Origin of the sequence: Desulfatibacillum aliphaticivorans DSM 15576 (assembly GCF_000429905.1) — a bacterium.
Lineage (GTDB): Bacteria > Desulfobacterota > Desulfobacteria > Desulfobacterales > Desulfatibacillaceae > Desulfatibacillum > Desulfatibacillum aliphaticivorans.
Genome location: NZ_AUCT01000017.1, coordinates 34,824 through 55,265 on the forward strand (window position 1 = coordinate 34,824; position 20,442 = coordinate 55,265).

General features: G+C 50.1%; 16 protein-coding genes. All 16 read right to left on the bottom strand.

What is annotated here, in order from left to right:
- Positions 1-6 precede the first annotated feature (6 nt).
- The 16 genes from G491_RS0114805 to G491_RS0114880 all read right to left on the bottom strand — a co-directional run bounded on the left by G491_RS0114805 (position 7) and on the right by G491_RS0114880 (position 20,435).
- Positions 7-276, bottom strand: a complete 270-nt coding sequence (locus G491_RS0114805) for a WXG100 family type VII secretion target (protein ID WP_028315149.1) — start codon at positions 274-276, stop codon at positions 7-9.
- Positions 276-1,052 carry a vWA domain-containing protein gene (locus G491_RS0114810; protein WP_028315150.1) on the bottom strand — a complete coding sequence of 259 codons (777 nt, stop codon included), beginning with the start codon at positions 1,050-1,052 and terminating at the stop codon, positions 276-278. The genes G491_RS0114805 and G491_RS0114810 overlap by 1 nt, the downstream gene beginning before the upstream one ends.
- Complete coding sequence (locus G491_RS30950; protein WP_051327280.1) at positions 1,052-1,804, bottom strand: vWA domain-containing protein; 753 nt, start codon at positions 1,802-1,804, stop codon at positions 1,052-1,054. Before G491_RS30950 ends, G491_RS0114810 begins: the two co-directional genes overlap by 1 nt.
- Positions 1,805-1,849: 45 nt before the next feature.
- Entirely contained in the window at positions 1,850-2,176 is a 327-nt protein-coding gene (locus G491_RS30955; RefSeq protein ID WP_051327281.1) for a thermonuclease family protein, read from the bottom strand.
- A 135-nt stretch (positions 2,177-2,311) separates the two neighbouring features.
- A complete protein-coding gene (locus G491_RS33985) occupies positions 2,312-3,808 on the bottom strand; it encodes a sigma-54-dependent Fis family transcriptional regulator (protein ID WP_051327282.1) in 1,497 nt (498 codons plus the stop codon).
- Positions 3,809-3,810: 2 nt separating this feature from the next.
- A complete protein-coding gene (locus G491_RS0114830; RefSeq protein WP_028315151.1) occupies positions 3,811-7,083 on the bottom strand; it encodes a DEAD/DEAH box helicase family protein in 3,273 nt (1,090 codons plus the stop codon).
- On the bottom strand, positions 7,083-10,454 hold the full coding sequence (locus tag G491_RS0114835) for a DNA methyltransferase (protein ID WP_028315152.1): 3,372 nt from the start codon (positions 10,452-10,454) through the stop codon (positions 7,083-7,085). The genes G491_RS0114830 and G491_RS0114835 overlap by 1 nt, the downstream gene beginning before the upstream one ends.
- A gap of 19 nt (positions 10,455-10,473) precedes the next feature.
- Positions 10,474-13,356, bottom strand: a complete 2,883-nt coding sequence (locus G491_RS0114840) for an SNF2-related protein (RefSeq protein WP_035219041.1) — start codon at positions 13,354-13,356, stop codon at positions 10,474-10,476.
- A 6-nt stretch (positions 13,357-13,362) separates the two neighbouring features.
- A complete protein-coding gene (gene mads1, locus G491_RS0114845) occupies positions 13,363-13,563 on the bottom strand; it encodes a methylation-associated defense system helix-turn-helix domain-containing protein MAD1 (RefSeq protein WP_028315154.1) in 201 nt (66 codons plus the stop codon).
- Positions 13,564-13,865: 302 nt separating this feature from the next.
- Complete coding sequence (locus tag G491_RS0114850) at positions 13,866-14,123, bottom strand: hypothetical protein (protein ID WP_028315155.1); 258 nt, start codon at positions 14,121-14,123, stop codon at positions 13,866-13,868.
- A 13-nt stretch (positions 14,124-14,136) separates the two neighbouring features.
- The gene (locus tag G491_RS0114855) at positions 14,137-17,697 is read right to left on the bottom strand and encodes a DUF4815 domain-containing protein (RefSeq protein WP_028315156.1); all 3,561 of its coding nucleotides are present in this window, start codon (positions 17,695-17,697) and stop codon (positions 14,137-14,139) included.
- Positions 17,698-17,712: 15 nt separating this feature from the next.
- Positions 17,713-18,246 carry a hypothetical protein gene (locus G491_RS0114860; RefSeq protein ID WP_028315157.1) on the bottom strand — a complete coding sequence of 178 codons (534 nt, stop codon included), beginning with the start codon at positions 18,244-18,246 and terminating at the stop codon, positions 17,713-17,715.
- A gap of 10 nt (positions 18,247-18,256) precedes the next feature.
- The gene (locus G491_RS0114865; RefSeq protein WP_028315158.1) at positions 18,257-18,718 is read right to left on the bottom strand and encodes a hypothetical protein; all 462 of its coding nucleotides are present in this window, start codon (positions 18,716-18,718) and stop codon (positions 18,257-18,259) included.
- On the bottom strand, positions 18,705-18,836 hold the full coding sequence (locus G491_RS36555; protein WP_282705990.1) for a hypothetical protein: 132 nt from the start codon (positions 18,834-18,836) through the stop codon (positions 18,705-18,707). The genes G491_RS0114865 and G491_RS36555 overlap by 14 nt, the downstream gene beginning before the upstream one ends.
- Positions 18,837-18,841: 5 nt before the next feature.
- Positions 18,842-19,831, bottom strand: coding sequence for a hypothetical protein (locus tag G491_RS0114875; protein WP_028315159.1), 990 nt, complete (start codon positions 19,829-19,831; stop codon positions 18,842-18,844).
- Positions 19,832-19,841: 10 nt separating this feature from the next.
- Entirely contained in the window at positions 19,842-20,435 is a 594-nt protein-coding gene (locus G491_RS0114880) for a hypothetical protein (protein ID WP_028315160.1), read from the bottom strand.
- Between the last annotated feature and the right edge of the window lie 7 nt (positions 20,436-20,442).

Here is a 20,442-nt window from a genome sequence, read left to right on the forward strand (position 1 = left end):
ATGCCCCTACGATTGTAAATAATCACGCAAGCGGGAAGCCAGCGCCTTTAGATACGGGATTTGCTCAGAAGCGTTCTCATCAAACTGCCGCAGTTGCTGTAAAAGCGTGTTGTACTCTTCTTCAAATTGTCCCCGCTTCTCATCCTGCCAGGAATCACCCAATGCAGAGAATGCACCATTGAGATTTGCCGTCGCATCATTGAGCGAGTCAATAAACTGCTGCAATGAATATGCGAAACGCTCCAGTTCTTCAGGGTCGCCAATTGCTTGTGCCATTACCAATACTCCTCTTCGTCTATTGAATCATTTGTTGATGTCGGAACTCCATTCGGATTTTGCGATTTGCTGCGCGTGGTCACCGACATTGTTACCTTACGGAAGAATTCGTGTATTTTATCTGCATCTTCCGCTCGAAAGACGGTGTTTTTAATCTCGCTCCCATTGACTTCCGCTAGGACGGGCGTAGTTGAGATAAAACGCTCAAGTGTCTCAATCCCCGGATCACTGCCAATGCCCATAGCCATAAAGAAGCATTTTGAAGAACGACCATCTTTGATTAGCGACTCAACGGGAGCTTTCCAGGAATCCGTTGGCTGTCCATCGGATACCAATACAATCGTCGGGCGATAGGCACGGGAAGGAACAACATCCTTGTCCTCAATCATAGCTTTTACCAAATTGAACGCCTCGCCCATTGAGGTACACCCGTCAGCCTCCATGTCCGTCCATTCAACAGACGAGGCAGCAGTGGGCGGCAGATGCTGTTCGGCGCAATCACCAAAAGTAATGATAGAAATCAGAAATTCAGTTTCTGCTCCCTCTTCAGCGGTAAATGAGTCAAGCATCTGCTTAACCGCCTGATTCATGATCTGAATCTTTGATGTTCCACCCTCTACCAACTCCCAAGTCTGCCCATCGCTTTCCACGGTCTGTCCAGTGCGGACGACATTTTCGGGATCAACAACTTCACCCATTGAACCGCTGACATCCAGCAGAAGAAACACAGGCAACGGTTTTGCCTTTGGTGCCGTAAATTTACTCGGATCAAACATTACCAATAATCCTCCTCATCTGTTTGTTCATTAGTTGCATCTGTGTCCTGAGACGGTGCAGGTGCTGTTTTAGGTCTTTCTGTCCGATCCTCTATCGTTGCAGGCTTGACTTCAATATCGGCAGGCTTCGTTACCTGATTGGGGTTCTGCGACTGTGTACGCATCGTGACCGACATCGTGACAAATTTAAATGCATCTCGCAATTGCTTGGCATTTTCAGCATACAAAAGCGGTGTCTCAGCGTTGCCGATAAACTTTCCAAGCACGTCCTCATCTGCATCTGCTCCAATTGCCATTGCCATTCGATCGCACTTTGACGAACGTCCCTCATTGATGAAATCCTGTAAAGGAGTCTTCCAGTTGTCCCCTGGACGCCCATCCGAAACGAGAACAACCGTAGGCCTATAGGCACGCGATGGTATGACATCCTTGTCCTCTATCATCGCTTTCGCCATCTTGAGTGCAGTGCCCAGTGGAGTGCCACCTCCCGCAGACAAATCATGCCACGAAATATTACTGGCACTCGTCAATGCCTGATGGAGACTAACTTCGGCTCCAAAAGTGATGATTGCGACATGGATTTCCGTTTCACCACTCTCCGAGTCACAGAATGTCTCTAACATCTCCTTTACGGCGGCATTAAGATTCTGAATCTTCGGCCCGCACATACTTCCGCTTACATCCAGTAACAGAATTACCGGCAAAGGCTTTGCCGTTGGTGCCGTGAATTGTGATGGATCAAATGCTGTCATCTTTGTTCTCCTAATTAATTTGCTGGTTTCAATTTCATACAATTCTCAATACTCGGGGAAAAACTCAGCAAGGTTTCTACTCCCGACAAACACTTCGCAGACCAGTCGGCCCCGATCCACTTTGTAAGCGGTCCTGAGTTCAACCTGCTGCCCATTGATAAGTTTTGACAAAGCATCCTTCGCTTTCTGCCCTTTGGCGGTGTGCAGTTCCGGAGCATCGTAACCGGCGGGACGAACTCTGGTTCCGGTCTCACCGTTCCATTTCCACTCCGGTGACACCTCGAAGGTATCTCCGTCGATAATTGAAGTGACTTTGAATGCTGGCATCGTTGCTCCTTTTGCTTTTCCAACCAATTGCGCTTCTTTCTGCATCTGGTCTTTAGCAACCGGTGTGCCAGATTGTTTAAAATGGCGTAACCTACTGTTATTGTTGAGATTATAAAACTCCTAACAAAGAGCAAGCATTGACTGTATTTCAACTCAGGTTGATGCATTTTAAACCCCGGTTTAAAGTTTTCGTTTTGTCTGATTCAAAAACTTGTGCACCGCCTGAGGGGTTACACCCAACATCCTCGCCGCCTGACTCTGATTGCCGTTCGCAGCCTCAAGCGCCCTCAAAATCATCTGCTTGCGGGCACTGCCGAGAAACTCATCCAGAGAAAAACCCTCGTAAGGCTCGGGCAAAGCATCCAATGGATCGGCATAGGTGATCGGCTCGGTAATAAGCAGGTCTGAGGCATCCAGTACCTCCACACGACTCAGCCTCACAGAGCGCTCGATGACATTCTCAAGATCTCTGATGTTGCCTTCCCAGTTGTGCGCCTGCAGACGACTGAGCGCATCGGCCGTGAGTCGACGCTGTCTTTTCAGGGAACCGTTCAACCGGTCCAGAATATGGAGCACCAGTTTGGGAATATCTGAACGCCGCTCGCGCAGGGAGGGCAGTTTGATCTCGCCGACATTCAGCCGGTAATAAAGGTCTTCACGGAAATTACCTTTGCGAATCTGCTTGCGGAGCTCACGATTGGTAGCCGCAACGATCCGAACATCAACCGCATGGCCTTTGGTTTGACCGATCGGTTCGACAATGCCGTCCTGAAGGACCCTTAAAAGTTTCGCCTGAGCAGGTAGCGGCAGTTCCCCAAGTTCATCCAGAAACAACGTTCCCTTGTGAGCTGCATCAAACTTTCCGGTCTGATCGTTCACAGCCCCGGTAAAGGCACCTTTTTTGTGTCCAAAAAGAATGCTCTCAACAAGGTCCTCCGGGATCGCCGCACAGTTAACCGCGACAAAAGTATCCTGAGGTCGGCCACTCAATGCATGGACATATCGGGCAAACAGCTCTTTTCCGGTTCCGGTCTCTCCGGTAATCAGGATCGGAGCCAGCGATGAGGCCAGCATGGCTCCCATCTCAAGGGCTTTGAGCATAGCCGGATGATCCCCGACAATCCCGAGCTGTGCCCGGGCCGAACCCACATCGACCTCATGTTCATCAATGAAAAAGCTGGAGGATTTGAATCGAACCGATGGAAATTCGTCCGATGACAGGTCAATCTCGCTTACAGGGGGGAGATCCTTTGTTACAAAGCGTGGTGGTCTTACATGAAGAATCTTGGCCGGAATTTCACCGGAAGCGGCCAACAACACCCAGCAGGCATGCATCTGTGGTGTGCCCGAGGCGACCGAGATAAAGAAGTTGGCCGGACCATGCTCTTCCTGAATGGCATGCGCATGCTGCTTCAGCCCGCCAAAGATGTCCCGGTAGCTGGTCGGGTCCGACAGCTTCATATCCAGAACGTGAACATCACAGTCCGGATGCAATGCGTTGATCGCCTCTTTGGTGTTCCTGCTGATCTCCCGGGTGGTTGGCGTATCAAAGAGAAATACGTGCCCAAAACTTCTGACGTTCAACAACGACAGGATCGGCCCCGGTTGTTCTTCTTGGTCTACCAGCCCTTTTGAATAGGGGTCGTGAAACCCGGTAAATGTCAGCAGGATATCCATCTCTATTTGGCCCCCTCTGAAACTGCCTGCTGCAACGTATCAAACAGTTTGTCTATGTACCCATCCCGGTCATCCGTCATGAAGAGCACATGATTGGCTTCCATCTCATCCTGCGGGATTCCCCAACGAAGCTGGGGATATTTTGTCCACGACAGAATAAAACTGTTGAGAATGACATCCGGGTTGGCAAATCGGCTTTCGATATCTTTGATGCGCTTGTGGAATTGCACCTTCTCACTCGCGGGGCCTTCGTGGAGCAGCCCGTGCGGCTCAATGAAGGTGACATATTGTTTGCCATCAACAATCATCCACAGAATAAAGTCGGGATGGAAATTACCCGCTTCAAAAAAGCCCACGCCTTTTCCGCGACTCAGGTTCCGGAGCAAAAAGAGTTCAACCCCGTCCTTTTGAAGCTGCTCCGCATTGGTTTCGGACCAATCTTTAAGATCCGTCACAAACTGAAATTCACTTTCGTTCAGCGCTACTGGCAGAATGGTAATTTTTCCACCTTTTCTTACATGGAAGAGCGGCTGAAAAAGATGCATTCCAAAGCGGCATGCTTGGAGTTCGCCTGCTTTAAGCAGTGATTGTTTGTTTTCTTCCAACTCCTTTTTGAGCTTTTCGATGGCAAGGATTACCTGTTCTTCACTGCCATCGACTATGAGCTGATAAAAATCTTCCTGAGGGATATTGTCATCTTCCGGCGTAAGCTCCCGGAGCTCAAGGCGTGGCTCAATAAATGACCGTTTACAATAGTTGTAATAGTGATCACAGAACCGTTTGAGAAGCTCTGCAGCTACTTGCTGCAGCAACGAGACGTCATCAAATCCAGCCGGTTCCAATCGGGCCGTCGGAAGAAAGAGGGTGTACCATGTTTTATCTGTAAGTAGCTTATGGATGCCCGCTTTATCAATATTCAGGTTGTACCAACTTCTCTCACGCTTGAACTGCTCGAGTTCGAAATACAACTCATCCAGATTCAGCAACGAGATATGTCTATCGGCCAATTTCACATCATCTTTTTTAATCGCCTCGGCGGTCTTCTTTGAGTGGATGGACTGAATACGCGGATACCAGTCAGACACAACCGGGTGCAGCTGAAGGTACTCTGTTAGCTGACCAAGGTTGGGGACGGGAGCATCCTTCTTAAAGTCATATTCTTTTCCGTCATCCGCCTTCCGTTTTGGCCTGATGATCTGCAACTTTTTGCCGAAGTCATAGGTGACATTCAGCGGTATGGTAAACACACGTCTCCGCTCATTGCCGGGCAATCCTTCATCGGCAAGGAATTGGCGGAATTTCTCCATAAAATCGGCTTCCACACCGAATACGTTCAGCGTCTCGAGTTCCTCGATATATTGAGGAATGGACGGAGCATAGCTGTGCCCGCTTCGCTTGAGGCTCCAGCCGTATCCTTTCAGTCGCACGCCACGCCCAAAGAGCTGAATAATTTGCGCCCCTTCGCTTTTACCAACGTGCATCAAACCAAGGGTACTCACTCGCCAGCAGTCCCAGCCTTCGACAAATTTCTTTGATCCAATAAGCAGGTTGACCGGTGACGATGAGTCCTTAACGGAATCAAAGGTCGCTTCCGAGAAGTCGCTATCCTCAACAGACAGTGACAAACCATCCTGCTTGGCCACGCCTTCAATGTGATCCGCAAGCGCTTTGGCATCGCCAACGTTAATCAATCCGAAAGGCGTCTCTGATGTGCCGACCCGCAGAGCAATTTCCCCGGATTCGCCTTTTACGCGATCAAGGGCCAGATGCCCCCCGGTATTCGTATTGAACAGGCGCTTCAGGATATTTTTGTAGAGATCGTCATAGGAAAGCCCTGCGTTCATTGTTTTGGCCAGCCATGTAAATGAGCCTTCAAAAATATCAACGCCATTACTATCCAATAGACCTGTGTCCTGTCCGTTTCCAGTCAGGATTTCCTCCATACGCTTACAGGCCTTATCTTTGCTCGAAAGGAAATCGGCTATAAATGCGATGATCTGGGCCACATCGGTTGCGACAATCTGTTCGTCCTTCCCGAGCTTGCCACCGGTTACGGTGCTCCCAACGAAAACCCATAGAGGCTTCTCTATATTGAAAGGATGTAATGACTGGCTCTTGTCCTCATAGATATCAAGCTGCTGATAGAACTTAAGTAGACATGCAGTCAAGTAGACGGCTTTGAGATCATCAAATGATTTTGGTAAGTTGAGGATCTGGTAGTCTTTACCGAAACCATCCTCATAAAACCAACGGTAGGAGTAGTCGAAAACAACCGTCTTTGCATAATCGTCTTCATGCCCCGTACCGGAAACGGCCTGATCAAAGGTTGCCGAGTATTCGAAGGTAAAGCCTTTTTCACACAGCATCGCGCGGTTTTTAAACCATGCGTTTTCATCAGCCTTGGCATTTTTTCCAGAAAGGCCACGATGCCCTTCGTCAACAAGCAGCAGATTCTGATCACCAAGGCTGCGTGTTGCAATGGTGTTCGGGCCTTCCTTGTCGCCCAACTTGGTAATTTCCAGAACATCCACGCGGGAAAGTCCTTGAGCCTGCGTGAACAGACTGTGGCCTTCCTTTGAAAAATTGGATGCGCCAATGTTACTCTCGGAAAACTCGGCAATATGTTGTTCGCTCAATCGCTCATTCGGTGAGATAAGAACAACTCTGGAGAGATCCTTCTCTTTGCCGTATTTTTTTGAGTAGTGCTTATACTGCAGGTAATTGACATGCATCAGCAACGTTTTGCCTGAACCGGTGGCATTCTGCAAAGAGAGCTTGTTCAGCTCGTCTTCATTGAAATAGGCCATATCAGCATATTCCGGCCAACGGCTATTAAAGCGGTCAACATACTCGTTCAATGCTGTGAGCAAAGACTCCCGGTCACTGAAATAGCGATCGAGATAGATTTCAACAAACAGAAGCGAAAGCCACTGGTAATACTTCCAGACCACTGGACGATGACGCTTGGCATTGATCGCTTGGGTGTGATGGACAATATTCTCCTCATAAGCCAGCAGTTGCGTCTTGCTTAGTTCCGTTACATCATCCCAAAACAGATTGCTGTTAACCAGTGCATGGTAGAAGTTGTGTAGATTATCCTTGTCGAGACCTTCCAGCCTCGGATCACGAATAGGCTCAGCCAGTTTGTGAAATGGACGCTTCTTTGCGCCTTCCCGAAGCGGATCAATGCCGAACAAACTCACCAGCCATTGATTCAGGAGAAGCTTGTCCCTGAATTTATGCTGTTTTGGTCCTTTGGATTTTCGTTTGGCCATTATGCCTCTCCTCCAACTTCCCACATTTTCTTATGGAACTCCTCTTCAATGAGGCGGACCTTCCAGTTCTCGTCATCCTTTTTCAGGTTGGGCAGGTTGTTGGAGCCGTTGACATAGATGGTGTCGTATTCAAAGTCGCGGGTTGAAATGCGGAATTTTTCGAACCACTCATCCAGCATCAGGTTGTCTTCTTCCAGATTGCCGGTGAGCTTACGCCACACGATCAGCACACGCTCTTTCTGACCGTTGTTCGGGTTCATAGGATCGGCTGGCACCCAGCCTTCCAATTTACGGAACCACCATTTACCCTCAGCGGTTTGCTGAATTTTTCCATCCACCACCAGTTTTGTGTGCTGGTCTTCGGGCAGTTCAGGATCGGGCTTGCGGGTAAAGCTGGCAGTAAAGGTCTGCGGGGCAGCCATGTTTTCAAGGCGCAGGCCAAGCAGGTAATTAAAGGTTTCAATCAGATCAATGTGTTGTTTGACCTGTTCGTCACTGCCGGGCTTTTTCACCACAAGGGCGTAGGCGCAAGGGTCGGCAAAAGCGTCGATATTGAGCAAACTCTGACTGCCCCGGGTCTCCACATCCAGCAGATAGCGGAGCATGTAGTCCTCTTTAAGCGATGGATTGCTCTCGATGGCCTTGCCACGGACAGGATTGTCATCAAAAACAAGGTTGTTCAGTGTGTCTTCGTAGGATTCCAGACGGATATATTTGAAGCAAAAATCTCTTTCTGCCTCATGTTTTTTATTGGTTTTATTCACGAGCTTGAGACGAAGAAGTGCCTTGTCATCAAAGTAATTGCTTTGCTCGATACCGATAAACTTAATATTTCTTTTTAATGCGGTTGCCGCCGTTGTACCACTACCTAGAAAGAAATCGAGAACACAATCTTGTGGCTTACAGCATATGTCATAAATTCGATTTAATAGATTTTCTGGTTTTTTACCTTTTTTAAGAGAGACCCCCCCCTCGTTATGCAAATCGTTTGGCAAAATATCATCCCAAATATCTGATAAAGGTTCAGCTGTTACAGTCTCGCCATTTATCTCAACTAATCTATCTGAATAAAAAAGTAGTCTCTGACCTCCAATGAGATACATGTCAGGAACCCCATTCCTTTTGAAATGAAGTATTTCAGATTTGTTTTTACGAGATTTTTTGATCGCTTCTTGGGCATCTTTGCTAACATTGGATTCATCAGGGTATGCAAGCTGTATTACAGACGCTGCATTATCTTTAACAAACTGATAAATCTCATCTTCAAATTTTTTCCCCAACCGTTGTTTGAGTTCTCTTTTGGGTATGTTCTTATGTTGAGAAAATGCGTCTAATAAGGATATGATTCTCCATTCACTTGAATCTAAATTTCTGTTTTCTATGAAATTATTATACCGATCATTCCGCCCTCTCGCCTTAAAGGCACGCTGGGGTTCCCATTTGGATTTGTTCTTTGCATAAAGAACAATATACTCAACAATGTTCACAAGCCCTTTGTTAATGGCTTTATGACCAGTCACAGATCCTCGCTTGACAGTCGCTATTCCCGCTCGATTCTCCTTGCCATAAGTATCGTCAAGAATCCTCAAAGTATTTGAAATTTCATTTTCATCAATACTAATTGCTATTGCGCCATCATCATTAATCAACTGATGTGACAGTTTGATTCTATCAGCAATCAATGATATCCAACTTGAAGATTGATAATTGTCTTTGTAAAGAAATTCATCTTGACCAGTGTTGTAAGGCGGATCTATGTAAATACTATTTACCTTTTCGAATTCCTTTAGCCGCAACAGGTTCAACGCCTGAAAGTTCTCCGAATGAATCAGCAGGCCATCGCACTGTTCATCAAAATCCTCGATGGACGCAATTAACTTTGCCTTAAAATCACTGCTGAAAAATGCAGTATCCAATACCAGTTTGTCGTTCGCTTTCAGAAAGTCCGTCGTCAGCGGAACCGAATATTCTGGCGCCCCCATACCGGGCAATCCTCCGGCATCGCCCTTGATCTCATCAATGGCAAAGAGCTTTACCCATTCTTCACATTGCGCATCGTTGGCAGCAATTTCTTCGTACAAATCTACGGAAATGCGATCCAGCGTAATGCAGTAGTTGGTCTCGGTGACGAACTTCTTTTTCAGCCAGAGCTTCTTCTGAAAATCTTCCAGCTGGGCGAGAAAGTCGATCAGCTTTGTGGCAATCTTGCGGATGACCTTGAGCTTGGCCAGATAGTTTTCCACGGCAGGGGCATCGGCGTTTTCGATATCATCAAGGTGCATCACCTCGTTTTTGATATAGAAATCCAGCTCTCGTTTAAGGAAGCCTGAAAGGTCTTTATGGATGAAGTAGTCGCAGGTGTTGCGGGCGGTGTACTGGTTGATATATTTCGCCAGTAGCGGTCTGTTGGAAATCTTGTCTGTCGGTGCATGCAGGCCCAATGCGCTGAGATATTCTTTGGCCTTTTCTGACCCGGAAGCAGCCTCAATAACCTTTTCAGCAATGGCCAGATTCGGCATATCCCCTTTGTTCAGGCTCTTGCCGAATTTTTCTTTCAATGCTTTCTCTGTATCGGCATCAACGTCATTCTTCCCACCGGGTAGCGCTTTGTATTCAAAATTGATAACCAGCTCATCTGCATCGTTGAACTCAACCGGGGTTTCCTCGTGCAGAATGAAAAACCGCTTTTTATCTTCGGCAGCCTTTACATTGCCATGCTCACCTTCGCTGGCATCGACAATACGGAAATGTACCTTGAGCGTTTTTTCCGGGATGCCGTTTAGAACCTTTTCTCCATCCGACATCTTACGGATTTCAGCGGCTTGGGTAATATCGAAGCTATAGTTGGAAAAGTATTCTGCCGTTTTAATGTAGTATTGGTCCGCATTGGCCCAGTGCAGCTTAACTTCTTCGCCATTATACGGAATAGCAAAAGGGGCAGCCTTCCCGGCGTTCTCTCGGGCGTAATACCGGCGGGATATAAAATCGCCTTCGTCATAATATCGTTCAAAGAAACGGTACAGATGGTCATACACGTCGGATTCAGCGGTGGCTCCGTCGCGCAGGGCATCCAGTGCCGCCTTGGCTTTTTTCACCGGTTCTGTCTCTTCAGGGTTTGGCGCTCCGAAGTCCTTGGCGGTTTGAATGGCTTTTTCTACGGCAGCGGCGAGTTCAGCCTTTCTGCCTTCATCAACCTGCCCGAAAGCATCCTCAATAATCTGCAGGAGATCTTTATCTATGAAGGATTTTACCTGTTGGGCCTTGGCCTGCATGATTCGATAAAATCCAAAATCAAGATCCGGCTGATCCAGCTGGAACAGCTCCGTAAGCTTGGCCATAAGCTTGTTTCTAAGTTTTTCTGTAGTCGGCATCTGGTATACTCCTGACGATTTACTTAACGATCCAGCGGATCGTAAAAAGTGTCTCTGTTTCTGTTTTTTGGTCCATCCGCTTTGTCAACTGTTCGACCAGCGAATCCCGCTTTTCTGCTATTTCATCTTCAACATCAAAAATTTTCTGTTGTTGTCTGCGGCGCAAGGTTTCAAGCTTCTTCAATTCGGTCTGAAGCTCAGACTGTTCCTGCATGGTCGGAGCAAGCCTGACTTTTCGGCGGATATCGGCAATCTTGCGTTTGGTGTCATCCATCTCTTTGGCCGCCGCCTTTTCCATGTCCTCAGCCCACTTATCGAGCTGAATACATGCTTCTGACAGATGCTTGTTGTTGTCTTCAAGGTTTCTGGTGATGGTGGCCTTGATATGCCTTTCACTATCTGCACAGAGCCTCTGCCTTATCGGTTCAGGAAGCGATGTTTCCTGGCTGTCATAACCAATACAATTGAAGAGCTTTTCTATTGTCTCCTGACCAAGATTCCCTCCGGCATCATCGATTGCCGAAAACAAAAGGTATTCTTCTGATTCAAACGAAGAGATTTCAAGCTTGCTGAGTGTAAGCCAGCCTGATCTTCCTTTGAGGCTTTCAATGACGGATATCTTCGTCGGATTATTGGTGATATCAAACACGACCGTTGAGACGGGGCAGAGTAAATCCTTGCCAGTTTGAATGACATGCTCTCCCAGAGGATGGCTCAGTCGATACAAAAACTCGCTGTTCTGCACGTCCTTGTTTTTTGTAACAAGATGGTAGGTGCCCAGCCTTGTGCCGTTAGCCAGTGGTTTGTGGAGATTAAAAGAAAGCGTGGAATCATCAAATGTCGCATGTTCGGACAGTACATGCTTGGTAACAGTCCAAAACTGTTTGCCGATCCGGTCGAGCTTTTCCTGTGTGCCAATCAGATTGCCTTTCAATCTTTCATGAACGTCTTCATCGAAGTGTTCCAGCAGGACTTTTCTGGTATCTTTCAACTTAGTCTGGATAGATTCTTCCAGTTCTTTTTGAAGGGCTGCAAAGGCGCTTTGTATTTCATTTTCAGTCCGGCATTCCTGATAAATATCCAACACGCGCCGTTCAAAATCCACACCTGACTCGATGGAGCCAAGAACGTCGTCCGAGGCACCAAAAACGCCACTGAAAAGATTGAATTTATGCTCCAGGAGTTCATGTACCCGTCTGTCGGCCTCATTCTTTTCATTGAGAAAGTTGATAACAACGACATCATGCTTTTGCCCATAACGGTGACAACGACCAATGCGCTGCTCGATCCGTTGAGGGTTCCAAGGTAAATCGAAATTGATCACCATGGAACAAAACTGCATATTCAACCCTTCAGCTCCGGCTTCAGTTGCGATCAAAATGCTTGCACTTTTTTTGAAGTGATCAAGGATTGCCGCCCTCATATCAACTTGCCTTGACCCGGTAATGCGGCCTGTATCTCTGTTGGCCTCCAGCCAGTCTATATAGATTTTTCCGGTTGAATCATCTTTGTTGGTGCCGTTGAAGGTAACGACCTGATCTGAAAATCCTTGGTTATTCAGATGGTTCAAAAGCCAATCCTGAGTTCTCCGCGATTCAGTAAAAATGACGGCCTTTCGGGCCGCACCCATCTCAGTCATTTTCTGGAAACCGACATCAAGTGCTGTGAGTAAAGCTTTGGATTTAGTGTCTATTCCTATGCTTCGCGCCCATCCGATATATTGATCGATCTCGTTTACTTCATTCCTAAGACGGGCAATATCAATCTTCTCTTCCTGAGCAGGTGCGTTGTTTTCCGGGATAATGTCACTAATATCATCCTCTTCATCTTCAAGTATTTCATCCAACAAGTCTTCATCGATATCTGCCTGTTTGATTAATAGCTCTGAAACTGAACGGCCTTTTTTTGCATTTTCTAAAAGCCCCAATAAGCGCTCCCTTATGATTTCAAGGGTACCGGCAAGTGCGGTCGGTGACGATGCCAGTACCTTTCGAATAAGTAGGATCAACAGGTGCTTTTGTCTGGCAGGAAAGGCATATGTATCATCACGCATTAAATATTTGGAGACAGCCTCATACAGCTTATGCTCCTGCTCTGTAGGCTTAAACGGGCGCGTGATCAGCTTACGTTCTGTATAAGGAACATACTCAATCACTTGACTTCTAAGTGTGCGCCAGCAAAAGCCTTGAAGGCGATCGCGAAGTCCGGAAACGTCCCCTCCATAATTGATGTACTGAGTTCTGAAAGACGCAAGATCTCCAAAAATGTTCTCATCTATAAGGGTTGAAAGGCCGTAAAGTTCGAGAAGAGAATTTTGCAGCGGAGTAGCGGTTAAGAGTAGTTTTTTTCTGTCTAATGTAGCTTGTCTGACAGCCTGACCAATCCGGTTGCTTTCCCTATATGCGTTTCTTAGTTTGTGCGCTTCATCAATGACAACAAGATTCCATGGGATGGCTCGAATGTCCATGGCCTTGCTGGCCACAAAGTGCATGGAGCAAATGATGATTTTTCGTTCATCGAAAGGATTCGGATTACCTGCTTTTTGTGAATCCCGATAGGTTTTGGCATCAAGGATCTGGCTGGGTAAATTGAATTTTTCCTCCAGCTCCACGGCCCACTGCTTACGAAGGGAGGCAGGACAAACGACCAATAGTTTTCGACAGTTTTCAGCCCAGCTTTGACAGATCACCAGCCCGGCCTCAATGGTTTTACCAAGACCGACTTCATCAGCCAGCAGAACGCCCTTGGATAATGGAGATCTTAAAGCAAAGAGCGCCGCCTCGATCTGGTGCGGGTTCAGGTCAACACAAGCGTCAAACAAGGCACGGCCAAGGCGGTCTACGCCTTTGCCTCCAGCTCGAGTCAATTCATGAGCGAAATATTTGGAATGAAACTTCGTCATATTGATTTACTCTTTGTTGTTTTCTTCTTTGAAATCACTCGCTTTTCCTTCACGAACCCAGGTATCGACCTCGTCTTTCTTGAATTTCCAAAGACGGCCGATTTTATGGGCAGGCATGCCTTTCTCGCTTATCCACTTATAGACGGTATCTCGCTTGATCCCGAGATAGTCTCCAATTTCATCTACGGACAACCATCTGTCTTCCATTTTCGACTCCATCATTCTTTGAGGGCCGTCCAAACGGCTCGTCAAGTTGTTTAACCGGACGGCATCCCATAGGGGCACAATCCGGCTACATTAGGTTAAACAGGGTTAAAGATATATAGATGAAATGAAAAAATCAAGTTTTCTTTCCGGATTTAACCGAGTTTAGCCGAATTTCTTGCCGTCCCAGTACCCACGGGGAAGGTGAAAACTGCCTCGGAGGATATGGTCGAGGACAAAAAGAAACGCCCCGAAAGCGTGCGGGCGTTCCGGGGCGTTGGCTGTTTTTCACGGATGGGATTGGGTCAGGAGCCCGGGCTTTCACCTGTAATCAGGCTGGTGTGAATCTCCTTATTCTGGGATTCATCCTGCTTCATTTTCTCCAGAAAGGCGGTGCAGGCTTCAGCCTCATCGAGCGGCAATCCGAGTTCCTCTTCCAACCGGCTCAACCTGTGGTGCAGGTTTTCGATCAGATTGAAGGAGTGATCCCGGACCAGTCCTTCCCGTTTTTCCTGTGGAGACGGGATGAATTCCGTCATCCCGCCACGGCGTTTAACGATCATCTCATGCCCTCCATCAGCTCAGGGTTGCACCGAGGGAGTGAATTCTCGGATAGGTTAAGGCGCTTCCGGTCATCTCGGCTTTGTAGCGAACCTTGTTTCCCGATGGATCACTGAAGATTCGGACCAGCGTGTATTCGGTCCAGTCTTCATCGATGGGTCGGGTGTCGTCGATGGTCATGGCTTCCCATGTCTCACCGCCATCATTGGAGGCGAACCACTGAACACTGGTGCCGCTGGGGATATCCATCTGAGTGTAGACCTTGGTGGATTCCACACCCTGCGTCAGCTCGTTCTCACGGGTCAAATAGGTGCCTGCGGTGTTGTTGAGGTAGCCAATCAGGTTGACATCCCGGAAGTTGAGCGCCGGAGTGTCGTTTCCCATGCCGGTACTGAAGCGCACCCGGACCAAAACGCCATTGGCCAGATTGGGCAGACGCTCTTCCTCGGCCGGAACGACCGCATCCCATGTCGCGCCACCATCGGTGGAGTATTCCCAGATGAGATGAGTACCTTCCGGGATGGCCGAGTATTCATCGATATTCAGATCAGAGAACTGCACACCGCTGACCGGCTGGAACTGGACCGTGCCTTCATTCTCGAACTCATAGCCGTAGAGCTTCATGGTGAGGTCGGAGCCGTTGAGCGGCGTCCAGGTCTCGGCATTGGAGCTTTCCAGAAGCACACCTTCGGCATAGGTCTGCCGGGTGATAATGCCCTGACGGCCAGTTTTTCCGAGGGTGGCGGTGCGCACTTTGTAGTTGGTGCTGTTGGTCAGCAGGACCACCGCATAGCTGGTATTGGCTTCCGCGTAGAACGGGTCGTCGAAGCTGATCTTGGTTTCACCGCCGAGATTGATTTCCGACGGCGCGATCACCTTTTCTGCAAAGATGGTGTCGTTGGGCAATCCGGTGGTGACACCTCGAATCTGAACCGTTACCGGAATGGAGGCGTCACGCTCGGTGAACTGAATCCCCACTGCCGAGAGCACCCGATTTTCCGTGAAGCTGAAGGTCTGGGCCAAGGGGTCGCGGCGGACAAAGATAGTGCGGGTTCTCCAGACGGTACGCACCACCGGCACACGAACGATGCGGGTAATAATGTTGGTCTGGATAAAGCGCTGGATACGGGTGATCACCAGCGGATCATTGATCTGCAGGCTGGCCCGGGCGGTGTACTGCCCATCCGCCATTTCCACGATACGATTGCCATTGCGGGCTTCCGTCGGCACCGTGAAGGAGGCGGTCACACGTCCGGCATCATCGCTGACCAGATTGCTGGACATGACACGGCCGTCACAACGCAGGACAATCCCGGAGCGATCCGGCGTGAAGTTGATGCCTGTTACCGCAATGCCGGTCTGGCCTCGGCGGCCGATATTGGGCGTGACCTGCAGCATGGCGGGCGGCTTTTCAAAGACCGCATACGGGTTGATGTTGCGTTCCTCGGACCAATCATTCTGTTCGAGAATCACCTGTTCCGCTCCCGGCAACAGTGCCAGACTGCCGAAGAAGCTGGCATCGCTGCTTCCCGTATCCACCTCGAGGGGATTGGAAATGGCCGAACGATCCGGAGAGGCAAACTTGCCCAGCTCATTGACCCGGGCATCCCACTCGGCATGATAGATATCCGACTGGGCCGTATTGGAGAAGTCGTCCGAATAGATGCCTTTCTTGGACTGAGCGTCGCGGTTCTGCAGTTCGTTGTTCATCTGATACTGGGCATCGTTGTATTTCAGGTCATCCACATCTTTGATGATGTCGTGGATCTGATCCATGGTGATGCGGGTGAGCCCGAAATTGCGGATGGTCATATCGGTGGAGTTGGGCGGACAGTCGATGCTGCATAGTCCCAAGGTATCCTCCGGAACGATCGGGAGCTTGGGAAAATCCGCCGGAGCGCCTTCGAGTCGTTTGATCTCCCGGGTGGTGGCGTAGATGATGTCCTTGCGTCCGAGATAATAATCGTAATCGATACTGCAGTTGGAGCCGTTGACCGGTTCATCACCCAGCGCTCCGCGACCGAAATTGACCACGTTGAGATTCCCCAGCTCGATCTGGGTCGTGGACATGGAAACCGCCGCCGAGCTGCTGGCCGGTGGATTTGAGGCCACAGGTTCGTCCACCGCATCATCGATATAAGAAATGGCTTCGCTGCCCAGCTCCTTGATGCGCTGGAAGTCCGTTCTGGAACCGTTGGTCGTGGCCCGGTAAACCCGATATCCGGTGGCACCGTTGACCGGCAGCCATGAAAGACGGTTCATCTCTCCGGCCAGAGTCATTTTCGAAAGGACGCTGCCGGAGTTGAAGGCGGTTTCACCCGAGCCATCAAAAGCGGTCACCACATAATGATAGGTTCCGGCTGTCGGATGGGCGGTAATACCGAACCAGCCGCCGTCCACATAATCCTCGCCTTTGATCATCTGCTTGGTGTAGGTCCAGCGCACGGTATAGGTGGTTCCGATGGCCGGTTCGTTTCCGGAGCCGATCCAGTCCACATGGTTGCCGGACTGCTGCCAGTCGATGCCTTCCTGAAAAATGGTGGCACCCTGACTGACCTCCAGAATATCCACCACCGGATTGGGATCGAGCAAATCCTCTCCGCCGCCGACCGAGCCACGGGTCACATTGGCGGTCATCTCCACAATGGCTTCCACCTGCGTGGTCTCTTTGAGCGGTGTGGAATTGACTGGATAACGGCGCTGGCTGATGTTATAGGTTTTCTGTTCACCACGAACCGACTTGATGGCCACCGACTTGGGAACCAGCGTTGAGGTCGGCAGATCCCGCTGATGGCGGAAGCCCTGAATGTAGGCCCGGCCCGCATTGGTAATCACCTCGACATCGGTATCATCCACCGAACCGATAAAGCTGTCGAAACCGCTGACCAGATAGCTTCCCGCCTGATCGAAGGTCCGCTCGGCAAGGTTCTGCAGCAGCGAATTGAGACCTTCGGCTGCGGCAAAGGAGAGCTGATCCTCGGTAATGGAGGAAACCGTAATCCGGCTGCCGGGAAGCGTGCCCAGCAGGTCGCGCAGATACAGATTGGATTTTTCCTGCACCGTCGCCGTAACATCACCGGTCACCCGGTCGAATTTGTAAACGGGCACCACCTTGCGCTCGGTCACGTTGTTGGGAAGCGTCAGTCCGGTGGTGTCGGTGGTCTTCAGGGCCAGCACCCATTTCTCTCGTTCGGCGGTGGGTTCACCTGTGGCCGGATTGATCAGCGACGGGTCTTGTGTGTAACCGTAATTGTATTTGAGCAACTCGGCATAGACATAGTCCGCGCCACTGGTGGTGGCGGGATCATAGGTCAAGGTGGCTCCGGCGACCGCTTCCACATGGCCGTCGATATAGATCATACCCGGCGTCAGGGTAAGCACGTTATCCAGCACTGTGACATCGAGGCCGCTCAGAATCGATCCCTCCTTAAAAAGGATATCGGCAATCTTGCGACGCTCGAGGTTGATCAGTTCCTGCTGTTCGTTCAGTTCCGAATCGAGCAGATCCCGGTCCTGATGATAGCGGATGCGTTTGTAGTTCTTGGCGGGATCGAATGTATCTCTTGAAATACTCATCTGTTTTACCTCCGGTTATATTTTGATGATCCCGACCAGCTCCACGCGGGTATCGGAAATCTTGTTGAAATCTGGAATGTTCTTCACTTCGTACAGGTAGCCCGGGCGGAGCACCTCACCGACCGGGTTGGTGTCCTGATGGAACACACCGCCCATGGCCAGATCACCACTCACGCTGGCCACGTATTCGACGTCGCCGCCGAAAAAGCCGTATTCGCGAATGGTGATGCCGTTGGCTTCGGCCTCATCAAAACGAAAGAAGATGCCGATGGTGTTGGTCTCTTCTCCGGTTTCCAGATAGCGGACACCGTTGACCACCAGCGCACCTTCGGCATCCTCCTTGAGGAAGGTCCGTTTGTAGAACCGCTTTCTGGCACGCTCGTTTTTAAGTGCAGCCTGCTCGATATCCGGCGCAGGCGGATTCTGCGGTTCGGTGAATGTTTCATCTCCATCCCCGATGGCGCAGTGGGTGATGCCTTCCACTGCCTGTCCCATCAGGAGCTTTGCCGTCAATACACGGCCTGATTTGACTATGAGTCCCAATGCCATGGTCTTCTCCTTATGTTTGAATCTCGTGTTCTTCGTTGATAATCACATTGAAAATGGCCACCCCCGCGTCTGCGGAACGGCCAAACTGCTGCTCCAGATGCTGGGCGGTGTCGGCCGTCAATACCCGGGAACCGCTGATTCTGAGCGCTGTATCCAGCATTGCCTGTCGGGGATGCGTCACCCGAACGGCGGCAAGAGACAGCTGTTCAAATGCCTGCGGGATAATCAGCCAGGTATCGGCATCCCGCTCGATGAGGCCCGCCACAATGGCCTGACTGTCGGCCACCAATGCACGCTGGTTCGAAGCCCTGACAGAGGCATCCGCCTGAATCACGATGGTGCGCCTTTGATCTCGAGGGCCGAACAGGTCGAAATAGGCTCCCTGCACAGGCGGCAGGTTGACCTGAAATTGGGGTCTGCGAATGCCCCGGATAACGGCAGGTCTGATGATTGCTCCCTTATGCACGGCCACGGCGAATCCTCCCGGCCATCTTGAAAGCCATTCCCTTGTTGAGATTGGCCAGCGGCTGCGGAACACGCCGACCTTTCACTTGGGTTGTGGTTTTGATTTGTCCTTTAACAACAGCCATGAGCCTTACTCCTTAATCGCACACCAGCCGCCGCCGGAAAGGTTGAACACCCGATAGGAATCCGAACCAATTTCGACGGTATCCTCGGAGGCCACGTTGGCTCCGCCGGTGGCATAGATTTCGATGAGTTCCCCGCGCAGCTCCTGATAGCTGTCGGAGCCGTTCATGCTGACCAGCCATGGGAAAAGAATGGTGGTGTCGTAGCGGCGTTCCGGATCGGTATCGCTTTGCAGGTTGCCGTGGGCCGCACCGCAACGGCCGCGTTGTCCGCTGGCGGAAGTCCAGCCGTCGAACTTGTTCACAGCGTAAAAGGTGCCCGGCATGTTGTAGTAACCGGTTATGACCGGCTGCGGGTCCTCGCCGATCTTGGCCCCGGCCGCATAATCGCTGACGAGTGTTTCGATGGTGACGGTATTGGGCGTGGCAACCGTATCGATGGCGGTAATTTTGACCCGCTCGATATTGGCGTCGTCTTTGATGATGTAATGCTGATCGGGTGTGAAGATCGATGCATCGTTAACCTGCACCACCACGGCGCTGCCGTTGACAATCGCAGTCTGGGTGATGGCAACTGCCGAGGACCAGAACCGTTTGATGGAGCCGCTGTAATGGCCGTAATAGGTCGAGACGATCTTGCTGACGACAAATACATGGTCGAGGTCGGCATACAGCCAGTAAATAAAATCGGCGGTGTCCTCGGCCCGGAGATAGTTATAACTGCTGGAAAACCCTTCGTTGACAGCGGTCTGCGTGGTGTTGTCCCAATACTGGAAAGCGGCCACTTCAATGCGACCGGAGCTCTGCCCGATCTGAAAACGCAGATAGATATCTTCCGCTCCGGATTCCCCGACAGACTTGAATACATAGTATGGCCGTGCATCGGCGAACTGGTCGTCATGCAATGTCCAGCCAACGGTGGTGACCAGAAAATCTTTGATCTTGTTCAGCAGGTCCAATCGGCCGCTGGCGGTTCCCTGAATACTTTGATAAGCCATGGTTCACTCCTTATAAAACGGGGTTCTCTGTTCCGGTGAGGCGCAGCTTGATATCGATCTTGTTCTGGACGGGTGTGCCCAAAAGCACCGTGCAGCGACGCCAGAAAGAGATGGTCTGATTGTGTGCCTTGGCTCCAATGTTGAGCGGCGCACTTTGCGTGGCGGCATCGAGCTCTGCTTGTGTGAGCGCGAGCTTGTACCAGACCGATTCGTCGGTTTCGAACTCGTCGATCGGGTCCACAACCAGCCCTGTATAGTCGTATCCGGAATAGACCGGCGCATCGGCCGCGTAAGATGCGGCCACGGTGTTGGCTACGGAGCGTCTTACGGTCAGATTAATGGTTCCGCCGCCGGAAAGGATCTGCATCTGCTCAGTGCCGATCACGATGTATTCCGCATCGGCAAAGCGCGGTTCGGTCAGTTCTATGTTGGTCTGGACGTCATCAATCGGTGCGGCAAGCGTGGTCTGTTCATTGGCCACGAAAATCTGCCGGTCTTTGATTTCTCCATCCGTGCCGTTGTAGTTGTCCGCATCCGGATTGCTGAAATCGCCTTCAGAAATCTGCTGGATCAACTGTTCATCGAGGTATAAGTGAATTGCCATAATCTCT